General features: G+C 44.5%; 17 protein-coding genes. 7 read left to right on the forward strand and 10 right to left on the reverse strand.

Features of this window, described 5'->3' with window-relative positions; genetic code table 11:
* Window positions 1–32 precede the first annotated feature (32 nt).
* From ICN21_RS06300 to ICN21_RS06310, 3 genes are all read left to right on the forward strand, one after another.
* A complete protein-coding gene (locus ICN21_RS06300) occupies window positions 33–1295 on the forward strand; it encodes a sorbosone dehydrogenase family protein (RefSeq protein WP_255534230.1) in 1263 nt (420 codons plus the stop codon).
* A 27-nt stretch (window positions 1296–1322) separates the two neighbouring features.
* Window positions 1323–1901, forward strand: coding sequence for a cytochrome c (locus ICN21_RS06305; RefSeq protein WP_216177624.1), 579 nt, complete (start codon window positions 1323–1325; stop codon window positions 1899–1901).
* A gap of 85 nt (window positions 1902–1986) precedes the next feature.
* Window positions 1987–3063, forward strand: coding sequence for an acyltransferase (locus ICN21_RS06310; protein ID WP_216177625.1), 1077 nt, complete (start codon window positions 1987–1989; stop codon window positions 3061–3063).
* Here the strand turns inward: ICN21_RS06310 and yjgA are convergent.
* The 3 genes from yjgA to ICN21_RS06325 are packed head-to-tail and all read right to left on the reverse strand — an operon-like array spanning window position 3060 to window position 4279.
* Window positions 3060–3587, reverse strand: a complete 528-nt coding sequence (gene yjgA, locus ICN21_RS06315) for a ribosome biogenesis factor YjgA (RefSeq protein ID WP_216177626.1) — start codon at window positions 3585–3587, stop codon at window positions 3060–3062. The genes ICN21_RS06310 and yjgA overlap by 4 nt on opposite strands.
* Before the next feature lie 31 nt (window positions 3588–3618).
* A complete protein-coding gene (locus ICN21_RS06320) occupies window positions 3619–3936 on the reverse strand; it encodes a helix-turn-helix domain-containing protein (protein WP_216177627.1) in 318 nt (105 codons plus the stop codon).
* Window positions 3937–3976: 40 nt separating this feature from the next.
* Complete coding sequence (locus ICN21_RS06325) at window positions 3977–4279, reverse strand: type II toxin-antitoxin system RelE/ParE family toxin (protein WP_216177628.1); 303 nt, start codon at window positions 4277–4279, stop codon at window positions 3977–3979.
* Window positions 4280–4392: 113 nt separating this feature from the next.
* Here ICN21_RS06325 and ICN21_RS06330 point away from each other — a divergent pair, with 113 nt between their 5' ends.
* Window positions 4393–6012, forward strand: coding sequence for a GMC family oxidoreductase (locus tag ICN21_RS06330; RefSeq protein ID WP_216177629.1), 1620 nt, complete (start codon window positions 4393–4395; stop codon window positions 6010–6012).
* Window positions 6005–6913: an EamA family transporter gene (locus tag ICN21_RS06335; protein ID WP_370624060.1), complete on the forward strand. Its 909-nt coding sequence runs from the start codon at window positions 6005–6007 to the stop codon at window positions 6911–6913. The genes ICN21_RS06330 and ICN21_RS06335 overlap by 8 nt, the downstream gene beginning before the upstream one ends.
* Window positions 6914–6981: 68 nt before the next feature.
* Here the strand turns inward: ICN21_RS06335 and ICN21_RS06340 are convergent, their stop codons facing one another.
* From ICN21_RS06340 to ICN21_RS06360, 5 genes are read right to left on the reverse strand one after another with little or no spacing between them, the layout of a single operon-like run.
* A complete protein-coding gene (locus tag ICN21_RS06340; protein ID WP_216177630.1) occupies window positions 6982–7800 on the reverse strand; it encodes a sulfite exporter TauE/SafE family protein in 819 nt (272 codons plus the stop codon).
* Between the two features lie 51 nt (window positions 7801–7851).
* Entirely contained in the window at window positions 7852–8274 is a 423-nt protein-coding gene (locus ICN21_RS06345) for a hypothetical protein (protein WP_216177632.1), read from the reverse strand.
* A complete protein-coding gene (locus ICN21_RS06350) occupies window positions 8271–9095 on the reverse strand; it encodes an FAD:protein FMN transferase (protein WP_216177634.1) in 825 nt (274 codons plus the stop codon). The genes ICN21_RS06345 and ICN21_RS06350 overlap by 4 nt, the downstream gene beginning before the upstream one ends.
* Window positions 9096–9110: 15 nt before the next feature.
* A complete protein-coding gene (locus ICN21_RS06355) occupies window positions 9111–9659 on the reverse strand; it encodes an FMN-binding protein (protein WP_216177636.1) in 549 nt (182 codons plus the stop codon).
* A 14-nt stretch (window positions 9660–9673) separates the two neighbouring features.
* A complete protein-coding gene (locus tag ICN21_RS06360; RefSeq protein ID WP_216177638.1) occupies window positions 9674–10588 on the reverse strand; it encodes a DUF6662 family protein in 915 nt (304 codons plus the stop codon).
* A gap of 150 nt (window positions 10589–10738) precedes the next feature.
* Here ICN21_RS06360 and ICN21_RS06365 point away from each other — a divergent pair, with 150 nt between their 5' ends.
* Window positions 10739–10981, forward strand: coding sequence for a DUF3820 family protein (locus tag ICN21_RS06365; protein WP_216177640.1), 243 nt, complete (start codon window positions 10739–10741; stop codon window positions 10979–10981).
* On the opposite strand, the gene ICN21_RS06370 is transcribed toward ICN21_RS06365, so the two are convergent.
* Entirely contained in the window at window positions 10973–12022 is a 1050-nt protein-coding gene (locus tag ICN21_RS06370; RefSeq protein ID WP_255534232.1) for a DNA/RNA non-specific endonuclease, read from the reverse strand. The two genes, ICN21_RS06365 and ICN21_RS06370, sit on opposite strands and share 9 nt — an antisense overlap.
* A gap of 491 nt (window positions 12023–12513) precedes the next feature.
* On the opposite strand from ICN21_RS06370, the gene ICN21_RS06375 reads away from it, so the two are divergent.
* Complete coding sequence (locus ICN21_RS06375; protein WP_216177642.1) at window positions 12514–13503, forward strand: transglycosylase SLT domain-containing protein; 990 nt, start codon at window positions 12514–12516, stop codon at window positions 13501–13503.
* Between the two features lie 74 nt (window positions 13504–13577).
* Here ICN21_RS06375 and ICN21_RS06380 read toward each other — a convergent pair.
* Window positions 13578–13673, reverse strand: a 96-nt coding sequence (locus ICN21_RS06380; RefSeq protein ID WP_216123889.1) for an IS3 family transposase, incomplete at its 5' end; no start/stop codon positions are given.

The following is a 13673-nucleotide window of genomic DNA, read 5'->3' on the forward strand; positions in this document are numbered from 1 at the left end:
TCAAAATACTTACTAAAAAATGGGAGATTTAAATGCAAGTTCTTAAGAAGCCGGCGATGAATAAGCTCATCCCATTAGCCGTAGCTTTATTGGCAAGCTCAGTCATCGGTTTGCAGGGTTGCTCAACTAGCAATACTCCTGTAGCCGAGGCTCCCAAGCCGGCTCCTGCACCAGCATGGAAACAAGGTATGGGCGCAGATATGTCAACTTCCAAGTTGGCTCCTTTGGCTGGCAAGATGACTGCTACCCCAGCAAATGAAATTCCCCTCAATACTTTGAAATTACCCCCTGGTTTTAAGATTGAAGTCTATGCAAGCGGTATTCCGGGTGCACGTGAAATGGCAATGGGTGACAACGGAAAGATTTATATCGGTACCCGTGGTATTGGTCGCATTTATGAAGTGAGTAACAATGGTAAAGAGCGTAGTAGCCGAATTGTGGTTGATAAGTTAGTACAACCTTCTGGCGTTGCGTATAAAAATGGCTCACTCTATGTCATGGCAATTGATAAAGTCTTGCGCTACGACGGTATTAGCAAAAATCCTACTGTGGCACCAGTGGATATGACCTCTAAGTTCAATTTGCCACCAGAGCAACACCACAACTGGAAGTATTTAGCCTTTGGACCAGATGGTAAATTGTATGTACCTTTTGGTGCGCCTTGCAATATTTGCGAACTGCCAACACCTGAGTATGCGCAGATTCGTCGCTATAACCCTGATGGCTCTGGTATGGAAGTCTTAGCTACTGGTGTCAGAAATACGCAAGGCTTTGATTGGCACCCCGTTACCAAACAACTCTGGTTTACAAACCATGGGCGTGATTGGATGGGAGACGACAAGCCGAACGACACTTTGAATATCCTGACCAGTAAAGGTGAAAACTTTGGCTTCCCTTATTGCCATGAAGGCAATATGCCAGACGATAAAGTCATTAAGCCAAATGCTTGTGAGGGCGTAACCAAGCCAGTCGCACTATTAGGTGCTCACGCTGCAGCGATGGGCATTACCTTCTACACCGGGAATATGTTCCCGGCTGAATATAAAAATGTGGCATTTATCGCACGCAAGGGCTCTTGGAATCGTAACGTCAAATCAGGCTATGACGTTGTGACTGTCAAGGCAGATGCAAACGGTAAGAATGCCAAGATCACACCTTTCATTACCGGCTTTATGAATTCTGCTGATCAGTCTTTCTGGGGTCGTCCTACATTCTTCCTGCAGATGCCTGATGGTTCTATGCTCTTGACTGATGAACAATTGGGTGCAATCTACAGAATTACTTATAAGAAATAAGTATCGGCCTATAAAGTAGTGGCTTTAATGAGATTGGTAAAAATAGCGGCGTTTCTCTCGGGGGTTTATCTCTCGATAGTTGCGCCGCTTTCTTATGCCCAGAACATGAGTGCCAAACTAGCAGTTTGCGGAGCTTGTCACGGTGCCGATGGAAATTCCACCATGGCAGGCACTCCTTCTCTAGCAGGGCAGCCTAAGGTATTTCTAGAAAATAATCTCATCATGATTCGCGAGGGGATTCGGGATATTCCTGTGATGAAGGGTCAATTAGATGGTTTGAGTGACCCTCAAATTATTGCTCTTGCAAAGTTTTATTCTGCTCAAACACTAAAACCTGCTCCAGGCCAGCGTGACGACGTGCTCTATGAAAGAGGACAGCTGGTTTCAAAACAGGCTCTTTGCGGAACATGTCACTTGCCAGACTATGTGGGTCGCGAACAAATGCCTAGGCTAGCGGGACAGCGTGAAGATTACTTATTGCATACCATGCGCCAATTCCGCAATAATCAAGCTACAGGGCGCGATACCATCATGGCCGCATCCTTGTATGGTATGAATGATGATGATCTTAGGGCTATCGCGCAGTACTTATCCCAACTAAAATAAGATTTTCACAAGTACACCAAAAGATTTGACTTAAAGCTACTTAAGCGAATACTTGATGTGTCGCCTTCCAGAGTAGATCACCTCATTGCAAACCAAAAACCATTTTTTATTAATTGATTTTCTCAAGGTCTTTGCGGCCCTCTTAATCATCCTTCATCATTTGTCGAGCTACGGACAGATCGCAGAGGATGTACGTACAGTGTTGCCAGGACTAATGACTTGGTTGTTTGAATACGGACGCTATGCAGTACAGATCTTTTTGGTCATGGGCGGATACTTGGCTGCCCAATCCCTGACGCGCACCAGTAACTTAAAAAATCTCCAAACTGTTTTAAGGATTATTTTTAATCGCTATCTGCGCTTGTTTGCACCGTACGTTGTTGCGCTGATCATCACCATAGCTTGTGCGTGGGTGGCGCGTTTTTGGGTACAAGATGAATTCGTGGGTGAATCAGAAACGCTGAGTCAGTTTTTAGCGCATCTATTTTTTCTGCAGGGCATCTTAGGGCTTGATTCTATTTCTGCTGGCGTTTGGTATGTGGCGATTGATTGGCAGTTATACGCAATTCTGGCAATCATATTGGGAATGTTTCCTACCTTTCGTTCAGTAGTGTGGTTTTTGGCTGTACTGTGTGTTCTATCGCTGCTGTACTTCAATAGAAATGCTGACTACGAAAATTATTTCATCTACTTCATTGGTTCTTACGGCTTAGGCGTCTTGGCTCAACTTTGTAAAAATTATCCTGATCGATTAATCAATCGCTTTGCTAGAGTAGTGATGGGGGCTATTGGCGTTGCAATCATAGTTGCCAGTTTTCAAGAGTTTTGGCTACGAAATATTCTGGCTTATTTAGTAGCTTTAGTTTTGATCCTCTGGGGGGATTGGGCCTATATTGACCAATGGCGAGATCAAAAACATTTGCGTCCGCATAAATTAGTGAATGCCATTTTATGGAGTAGCAGAAGATCGTATTGCGCCTTCTTAATACACTTCGCTTTTATCTTGCTGGCTAATACGCTCTACATCGGTTGGGGCATGAGCCGGCAACATGATGGAGTCATGGCGATAGTTCTGATGTGCTTCTCTTTAGTAGCAAGTTGGCAAGCTGCGAATTATCTCTACCGATGGGTAGAGGTGCCTGCGCGGAGAATTAAATTCTAAAGCCCCATTTCTTTTAAGACACGAAAGATTTCTCGATAAGCCTTAGGCGGCTTATTTTGCTCTTTCTCTCTACGCGCATTACGAATGAGGGTACGCATATTCTGAATATCCATATCGGGATATTGCTCAATCATTTTGGTAAAAGTTTCATCATGGGCGATAAGCCGATCACGATATCCCTCTAAGAAATGAAGCTTTGTAGTCTCTGCTTTACTGACGCCCTGAATGGCATCTAAACGTTTTTGAATCGCTTCAAGTTCTTCTTCATCCAGAAAGCGCATGAGCTTGCCTAGATACTGCTTATGGCGACGAATCGCTTCAAAACTCTTAATCTTGTTAGTTTCTGCAATCGCTGTTTTGATGGCTTCATCCAGGGGGATGGTTTTGAGGGCATCGCTACTCAAAGCAGCTAATACCTCTGCCAATTTCTGGCGTTCAGTCATTTGGCGCTTTAACTCGGACTTGCTTGGGCCTTCATCTTCCTCAGCAAGCTTGGGAGTGCGATTTTTCTCATTAATGTGCATCTAAGTATTTTAGACGGGTATTTGATCCGAATTATTCTTTGCTGATCTTTTGTTTGAAAAGTCGCAGACTATCACTAGAAAACAACTGACTGCGGCCAATGACGGTTGATGGCTGTAATCTACCAGCCTGGACATATCTACGCAAAGTGGGAAGCGAAATTTCTAAAAATTCTGCAGCCTCTTCTGCCGAAAAGGTAGCATTTCTCAGATGTCCAAATACTTGTTCGTGAGTGTAATCGGCCTCCTTAAAGGCATTTATTGCAATTAAAGAGAAAAATTTAATACGTTCTTTTGCTGACATTTTTTGCACTTGAGCAAATAGATCCTCAGCAGTCATCGTTGGAGTCATTCATTGACCTCGCTTTCTTTATTCAAGTGTCTTTGAGTTGTCATTTGAGACGAATTGATCGTTTTAGTTGATTGTAGAAATTTTCATGAGGTCCAATTTGACAGAACTCAATCCAGGTTATGAAATTTCCATCTGCAAAATGGTTAAATTGATATGCCATTAAATATTCCTGTCTATTAAAGCGAAACTTATAAACAAATATTCCCTGTAGGTCACCAAGTTTTTGCTGACCTATCCTGGGGTTGTTACAAACTTCAATAACCTTATCTTCTATCGCTAACTGCAAAGGCTTTGAAGCCCTTTTGACAAATTGAGCAAAGGCTCTTTTATAGCAAGTTCTCATGATCTAATAATAGATCGTAATTGATTCTATAACAAATCAACAAAAATGCCAAGAAATCCCTGATTTTTTTATTGGTCAATAATAGAAGCAACTATGTTTTAAGCAGCGGATACATGACTCAAGCAAACACTTACGACTACATCATTATTGGGGCAGGCAGTGCCGGTTGTATGTTGGCTAAGCGTTTAACTGAGAACCCACAAAAGAAGGTTTTATTAATAGAGGCCGGTAAGAGTGATCGCTATATCTGGATTCATATTCCAGTGGGCTATCTTTACTGTATTGATAATCCAAAAACAGATTGGCGCTTTAAGACGGTTGCCGATAAAGGTCTCAATGGCCGATCCTTGTTATATCCCCGCGGTCGTGTACTTGGTGGATGTTCATCGATTAACGGCATGATCTACATGCGCGGTCAAGCGGGTGACTATGAGTCTTGGGTGCAGGCCACAGGTGATGAAGCTTGGTCTTGGGAGAATGCACTCAAGCGCTATAAAGCATTTGAGGATTACCACAGTGACGCCAATCAATGGCACGGCAAAGGTGGCGAGTGGACCGTATCGAAGCAACGCTTGCGTTGGCCCATCATGGACCGATTTAAAGATGCGGCAATAGAGGCTGGCATTCCAGCATCAGATGACTTTAATCGTGGCGATAACTTTGGCGTAGGCTACTTTGATGTGAGCCAGCGTAAGGGTTGGAGGCTCAATACATCAAAAGCTTTTTTAAAAGATGCTGTCAAGCGCAGTAATTTGACGGTGCTCACCGAAGCCATGGTAACCAAACTCAAGATCGATCCATTGACTAAACAATGTTACGGGGTTGAGTACCGCTGGAACGGTGTGGTCACTGAATCATTGATCAATCCAGGCGGCGAAGTGATTTTGAGTGCTGGCTCTATTGGTAGCGTGCAAATTTTAGAACGTTCTGGTATTGGCGCTGCAGCGCATTTAAATCAGCTGGGTATCCCGGTGATTGCAGACTTACCGGGGGTTGGTGAAAATCTGCAAGATCATTTGCAATTGCGGATGATTTATAAAGTGGATGGCATCAAAACTCTCAACACCCAAGCAAATTCATTATTTGGCAAGATGATGATTGGACTGGAGTATCTCTTGAAGCGCTCGGGGCCAATGTCGATGGCGCCTTCTCAGCTGGGGGCATTTGCTTATAGCTCTTCAGCTCAAAAGAGTGCTAACGTGGAATATCACGTGCAACCTTTGTCGCTTGAACGTTTTGGTGAAGACTTGCATTCCTTCAATGCGTTCACTGCCAGTGTATGTAACTTGCGTCCCACTTCACGAGGTAGCGTACACATCACCTCTGTTGATCCTGAAGCGCCTCCAGCAATTCAACCGAACTACTTATCTACTGAAGAAGATCGTAAGGTGGCAGTTGAGTCATTGCGTTTAACTCGCAAGATTGTGGAAAGCAATGCGCTCAAACCTTTTACGCCAGAAGAATATAAGCCGGGTATTCAATATCAAAGTGACGAAGAGTTGGTGAAAGCAGCAGGAGATATTGGTACGACGATTTTTCATCCAGTGGGTACTTGTAAGATGGGGCGGCCTGATGATCCGATGGCCGTTCTAGACTCACAATTACGAGTAAGGGGAATTCATCATTTGAGGGTAGTTGATGCTTCTGCCATGCCGACCATTACTTCGGGTAATACGGCTGCACCAACCATGATGATTGCAGAGCATGTAGCAGAATTGCTGACGCGTGAGTAATTCATTGAAGCCATCTCTTAATTACCAATTACCTGTCAGCCATTTGTTGTTGGCATTAGCCATTGTGGCCGTATGGGGCACCAACTTTGTAGTGATCAAAATTTCTTTAGAGAGTTTTCCGCCTTTTTTGTTTGCCGCCTTGCGTTTTGTATTTGCCTTTTTACCAGCAGTGTTCTTCTTGCCTAGACCAAAGGTCTCATGGGTCAATCTCTGTGTTTATGGTCTTGCGGTAGGGGTCGGGCAGTTCGGGATTTTATATTTTGCGATTGATGGCAATATTTCACCTGGCCTGGCTTCTTTGGTCGTCCAGACACAGGTATTTTTCACGATTGGTTTTGCGATGCTGTTTGCTAAAGAACAGTTAAAACTCTATCAGGCGGTTGCAGTAGCCATTGCTATGACCGGTTTAGGAATTATTGCGGTCCATACAGATGCTACTACCACCTTTCTGGGTTTAGCCTTAGTGGTATTTGCAGGTTTTTCTTGGGGTGTAGCCAATACTGCTAGTCGTCGTGCCGGTGCTATCAACATGCTTTCTTATGTAGTGTGGGCTAGTGCTTTTGCAATTCCACCTTTGCTGCTGATCTCCTGGATTTTTGAAGGGGGTTGGGACTCGATGTATGTCTCACTCACTTCAGCGCCAACAGGTGCCTGGCTTGGTGTTCTGTGGCAGTCTTGGGGAAACACGCTCTTTGGCTATGGCGCTTGGGCCTGGCTACTCTCCAAACATCCTGCAGCAGCAGTGGCACCTGCACCCTTATTGGTGCCCATTTTTGGTATGGGCTCTGCAGCATTTTTCTTGAGTGAGCCTTTGCCCCTATGGAAAATTTTGGCAGCAGGTATTGTCATCTTGGGCTTGATGGTCAATTTGTTTTGGCCCTACTGGAAAACTCAAAGATGATTAGAAGTCTGAAGCGAACTAGAAGCCTTCACGGTTTATTACTGCACGACCTCACACATCAATACAAATCATAGGAAATGCAGACCTTTCAGCGTGAGGCTGACTGCTACACCAAAAACCATGACTGCAAAGACTTGCTGCAACTTCGGTCCACTGAGCTTTTTACTGATTGCTAGACCAATGAGTAGGCCACCGAGCGCGCCGATAGAAAAGGGTGCAGCCACAATAAAATTAAAGCTACCCGTTGCCGCAGAAAAGATGACGCTACCACCAGAAATCAGAGCTTGTACGCCTAATGAAGTAACGATGATCGATTGCGCTGATAAATTGGTATAGCGTTTTAAGGCTGGAATGATGATGAAGCCACCGCCCACTCCAAGCAGTCCCGATAAGAGACCTGCCAAGCCGCCGGTAAGGGCAAGTGCCTTAGCGCAGGGAACATTCCAAGACAACTTTCCAGCTGATGGATTCATTAAACAAGGGGGTGGCTGCCTTGGAGGTTCTGGGATACCTAAAGCAGTATTGCGAGCTTGTCTATATTGGCTATACGCGGAGTAAAAGAGCGCGCTGCTAAAAATAAGTAGTAGCGGACCATTTGGGATGCGGCTTGCCAACCAAAATCCAGCAGGAGCCAATATCACTCCAAAGATAGCCATGAAGATGGCGGCTTTATAGCGTAGAAGATTATTTTTTAGCCCCAGTAAAGCGCCCACGCTGGCAGCAAGGGCAATTGCCGAGAGGGATATGGGGCTGGCATCTACCATATTCAGATGAAGGGCAAATACTAATAGTGGGACAGAGAGAATGCCGCCACCCGCGCCAGTCAGCCCCATGAGAACTCCCACAATAATTCCGAGGGCTGGGCTGATGAGCAATGAGTTATCCATTGCTATGGATTTTATAGGGCGAATCAATCTAGAAGTAAGGTGTTTATGTTGCTAACTCCTCGCTTGCTTGTTCAGGCCCATGGGAATGTGTATTAAGAAAACGGCAAAAAACAGAAGACCAAGCCCCCAATGAGTACTCACTACCGTTTCCCGAATGGCTTCTGGGCCGTAATACAGAAGTGAGCCAGTAATCATTAATGCACTTAAGAAGCTCAGTTGGCCTAAGCCGCTCCACCATTTTCTTTTAGACTTCAAGCCGGCTTTGAGATGGAATGGTAGAACAGACCCTAGCGCAAGGATTGTCAGCATAGCCGCTACCCCATGAATCACTAAAATATTGTGTGATCCCAAAATGGATCGCTGAATCTGAAATTCGTGACCTATTAAGTAAATGCCGCCGCTTAAAGAGCAACTGGAGATCCCAAGTATCACAAACCATTTCTGCCATTCTGGCATTTTTCCTAAACGACTCATATGGCAATCCGAATGGCTTGTGCTGAGAATTTAGCAAAGCAAGGATGATTGGCTTGTTTTGATAAAGCGAGTACCTTAGTGAGGGCATCGGCATAAACGCATTCTTTTGCGAGGATGGAATAGGAGTCTGAAGATTGAATATAAATATCAGATTCTTCTGTTGCTAGGGGATTGATGAGATGACTTTCATGCCCGTCTCTTTTTGCAAAATACAGACTGCTAGTAGCTAGCGCAGCGTTTTGCAGAGAGCCGATTTGAAGCAGCTCTGAAAGATTTTTTGGATTGCGAATCTGAACGGGTTTAGGGGCATCTCCAAATACTCTCAAGTCACCGCCTGCATTGACGATGCCAGAGCGAATCCCTTCGGAGATCAAAATCTTGACTGCCATATCAACTGCAAAGCCTTTGGCAATGCCACCAAGATCTAAACATACGGGACGAGAGGAGGTGATGAGCTCAGGCGTCAAAAAACAGATGTCTTCAATGCCACCAAGATTGTGATTGGTGAAGTCAATATGACGGGGTAAAAGACCAGCCGCAACCAAGCGATGCCCAATACCGCAGTTAAATAGACCACGTGAGTGACGATGTACCTGTTTTGCAATGCTTAGTACTTGTGAGGTCCAGGGATGAATATCTACCGCCCGGAGATGGGCATAACGATTGAGGTAATTGAGTTCGCTATCGGGCTGATGAAAGCCCATTAAGCCCTGAATCTTTTCGATGGCGGCAAAGGCATGATCTACAGCAGCCTCATTGGTATCTTGATCAATAGTAATTTCGACAAAGGTTCCTAAAAGCGGTTTGCAGCGAGTCTTCATGACATCATTGGGTGCTTATTGAGATTTGACTGGCATGTTCTTGAGGGTCAAGTCATAGAGCACGGTGATCCGTTTCACCCCATCGGTGAGGTGCTTGCAAGAAAGGGTTGCGCCCCCAATATTTTGAATATCTTGATTGAGTTTGATGGGGTCGTTGATAGTTTTACCAACAAATTGTTTGCGCCACTGTGCCTCAGCTACTTCGTAGCCATAAGATTCCACATACTCTAAGACTTCAATGCCCAAAACACTACCCTTTGCATTTAAGGCGACGGCGTAGGTAATCATTTCATGCTTACCTACGACCTCATCAATCACAAACCATCCGCCATCAGATGACCTCCATATACGATCACCTTGAAAGGGATGGCGGATGCTAGAAGCCGCCCGCATCTTTTCTTGTAAATCATCAGTAATGATGATGGGTGATTTACTGAGTACCTTATTGGGGAAAAGTATTTGCTGGGCTTGTTCGCTAGAGATGTAAATCTTTGCTTGCGCAAAGATTGGTGCAACTAGTATGGATAGCCCTACTACAGCATATGGATTTGGTTTCCAATTCATGATCTTATTTTTTATTAGTTCAGCGGAAAGCCAACTTTGAGAATGTATTCATTGACTGAGTGGCTATCCCACACGCGGGCATTGGAGCATTCTGCCTCGCCGCCACCCATGCAGGTTCCGCCTGCTAATTGATAGCGCCATGCACCTGTAACCCACCAGTCTTTTGCGGCATAGTGCAAATTCGGGCCAACAAAGGTTGCGCGCTGCACTTGATTACGTAAATTAAGTTCTGAGTAGTCATTGTGAAAGCGTGCTTCAACGCCAGCTGACCACTTCGGGGCAAATCGATAGCTAGCACCAACCAAGATATCTAACATTGACTCAGGAACGTTGCCATTTTCAATAAACTTCAAGCGCTCGTTGGCAACAACGACGTTACTAGCCAAAATTAAGCGGTCGTCAATGAAGTTCGATTGCAGTAATAACCTAGCTTCGATCTCATCTTTATTTCTTCCCCAGGTGGGCTCTAAATAAAGACCAACACCAACGGGTGAAGTCACTGGATTTGTAATGCGGTAAATAGCCTCTAAAGAGCCGCCTTCGATACCACTCTTTCTATATGCAGTCGATGGGTCATGTGAAGAAGGGACTCCATAACCTCCGGTACAAGTAGGCGCATCGCCGCACGCTTCTGGATTGGTGTAGTTTTGATTGGCATTCGTGTAGTACGAATTGATATAGCCAGCAACTTGTAAGTCGTTGGTCAGGCCGTACTCAAGTTCTGTTCTAGCAGTCCATGCATCGTAAGTGCCTGAGGCTTGCGTTTGGTTGAGTTGTAGTCGCTGCTCAAATTCCCACTTACCTTTAGGCTGAAGGTCTAGGGTATAGATCCAGCCAAAGGCTCCTTCACCAGCATGGGCTAATGAGAGGTGCAAAGTAGCGGCGAGGACGAGGCTAAAGGCAATCAGTTTTTGAATGGTCAGTTTCATAGTTTTCTGAGAGAGGGTTGATAAAAGTAAATGAGAATGGTTCTCAATATAACATCAAATGAGAATGATTCTCAAATAAGAAAAGCCTATCTTTAAATAAATGATGAAATTTGTGGGGGAATTTACTTTCCCTTGTAAGATTTCTTTTCAATGGATGCACAAGCACTAGAAAAACTCGTACTCATGAAGATGCCCTTTGGTAAGCATGCAGGGCGTGCACTAGCAGACTTGCCAGGAAACTATTTGGCTTGGTTTGCGCGCGAGGGATTTCCTAAAGGGGAATTAGGTGAGTTACTAGAGCTAATGCATACACTGGATCACAACGGATTACGTGGACTGCTAGCTCCTATTCAGCGTACGCATGGCTTGCAAGCCAAATCAAAACTACTTTGAGTGAACGATCGCAGTAACCCGATGACGTTCGTAGCTCACGTTGGGTGAGTCTGGCGGACTGCTTTGTGTGAGCTGAGTTCTTAATGATGTTTTTAAGTCGATTTGTCTGGCAATGCTGTTCGCTAACTCAGCATTGCGATCATATTGAATCTGAACGCTGGCTACTTTTCCATCTTGAATACGGGCAATCAGGGCGTTGACCTTATCAGCTGAATACTCATCGAAAAAGATTGGATACCATCCTCCCATCAAATCCTGATGAGGCTTGGCAGTTGGGGGTTTGACGGTTGGCGCGATTGCTTGCTTGGTCTGGGAAGCTCCTACTTTGATAGGTAATTGAAAATCAATTCCTATTTTGCTCACCAATTCAGCATAAGAAATAGGCGGGGACATTTGGGCTTCATTACTGTTCTCGATCCAGTAAGCCCAAGCCTCATTTTTATCAGGGTCATAAACTAACTTAAATAAATGACTCGGAATGGTGACATGGCTTCTGCCTATGCTGCCTTGATTTCCAGTGGAGCCGGTAAAGACATAAATATCTCCAGTAGCTCTTTTGGCATAGAGTCTAGTTGGTTCCTCAACATTTTTAGCCCAAATACCTTGGTTGTTCTGTCTGGCTTGCGGCATCATGTTTGCCAATGAGAATGACTGAGCCATCGCTCTTTCATTGCTCATATCTCCAGCGGGGGCATTGTGACCGCGATCGTAACCACTGCCGCGGTAGTCTGAGAGCAAAGCCCGCTCCACAAAAGGAAGTCTGGCCTCTTCATAAAACTGGTTGCTTCTGCGGGGGTGTGGGGCTAACAGTTGGTCGCGATGAAGTTTTTCTACCGTATAAATCGGCTTTTTATCCTGAGGTGAGTAGAAAACTGCAAAGCTATCAAAGCAAAGATCTCGTCCTATTTGGGTGGTAATTGGAACCTGTTGGGTCGGAAAGAGGTTCTTGCATTCATCGAAAAGGGCAAAAGCCCTCAAAGGACTCAGCAAAAAAAACAATAAAACTAGGGGCGCGAGGAGCTTGCGGGAGAATTTCATCATCTGTAAGTGTAGGGGCTGGGCGATCCTATTTAGATACATTCTGACTTGAGTTAGCTTTTGAGCTAGTCAGAAATTGATCCTTGCTGGACTCAGTTTGGGAACTCAAGAACTCAAAGTCTTGAAAAAACTGTCTTGCAGTATTAGTCAGTCTGATACTACCGGTAGAAATTTTGAGCGACTGAAATACTAGATGTATGGTTTTTGCAGGTAATTTTTCATTCCGAATAGTAAAAAAGTCTAGATTTAGGTAATTTTTTATAAAATGAAATTAGTGCTTCTTAACTTCCATAAGTCATTGATTTAAATAGACTTAATATGATTTATTTGGTGCATATACGGGAACTCCCGTAATTCAAGACCTAAAAGTTATTGAAATAGCTTTCCTTATTCTTGACTTGATATAAGAACCTTTTTAGGATGACCCATGTTTTTTAAATATTGCGTTGCAGCAAAATTCTTTATAAAGTTTTGAGCTGCTCGCGACAAGGTGAATGAAGAAATATTTATCCAAAAATTTGATTGAGATACTCGATAGGCAACCAGCCTTTTTGAGTGCTAAGGCGCTGCTAGCCCAGGCGATGGCTCCAGTCTATCGAGTCGTTAACGGTCTATTGGCTCTGAGCGTCTTCATGGTAGTAGGTCTTTGGCTATCAGGTAATGGGACGAATGCAGGTGCCTTTGATCTCGCCCGTATCTTGGTGCCAGATGAGGCGCGCCATATCGTGTGGAGCAATGGCTTTAGCATGCTCGATCAATATAAGAGTGCTAATGAGAGCTCTGCTTCCGTTGCCTCTGAAACAAATATTGCGAGAGTCATTTACCCAAAATCAATCCCTGGCGGCTCTAGCTTTCCAAGCGCCAAACAACAAACCATTGCTTTGTTAGCGCCCTCTGTCGCGAAGATTCAAGTGAAGTCGATCTCTCATTTGGCTGATCGCATTCCAACATCCAAGATCGACCCTCAAGCCTTGGATAGCAATTTGATGGGTTCGATTCAGAATCAGCGTGCAGTTGCAGATTTCTTTGAAAAGAAATACAGCCTCGATCGCGCGAAGATTGAAGAATATGTTTCTAATACGATCTTGATTGCCAAGGAAGTGAACATTGATCCCGTATTGTTATTGGCGGTGATCTCTATAGAGTCCAACTTTAATCCTAATATCAAGAGTCATGCAGGCGCAGAAGGATTGATGCAGGTAATGACTTCAGTGCACCGTGAGAAATATGCCTTGTTTGGTGGCACGCAAGAAGCGGTCAAGCCAGAGGTCAATATTCGTGTTGGCGCTTATATCTTGAAGTACCTCATTGCCACCGCAGGTTCTTTGCGTAATGGTCTGAAGTTCTATGTTGGCGCGGCTAATATTGAAGATGATGGTGGCTATACAGATAAAGTGATGGCAGAACGTAATCGCTTGATTAGCTTATGCCAAACCCGCTCGATAAATCGCTTAAGCTTGAATGGTAAAGACGTACGCTCTTAATTTAAGAGTTGTACGAAGCTGAATAATTAAAAAAGCCACCCTCTGAACTGACCCCCAGTAGTTGGACAGTTTAGTTAGGTTAGCACAAGGGATTGAGTTCGGTATTGCACCGGGCTCAATCCCTTTAGTTTTTGCTTGATTCGATCATGGTTGTAGTAGTGGATATATTC

Source organism: Polynucleobacter sp. AP-Feld-500C-C5, assembly GCF_018882265.1.
In the GTDB taxonomy this organism is placed as follows: domain Bacteria; phylum Pseudomonadota; class Gammaproteobacteria; order Burkholderiales; family Burkholderiaceae; genus Polynucleobacter.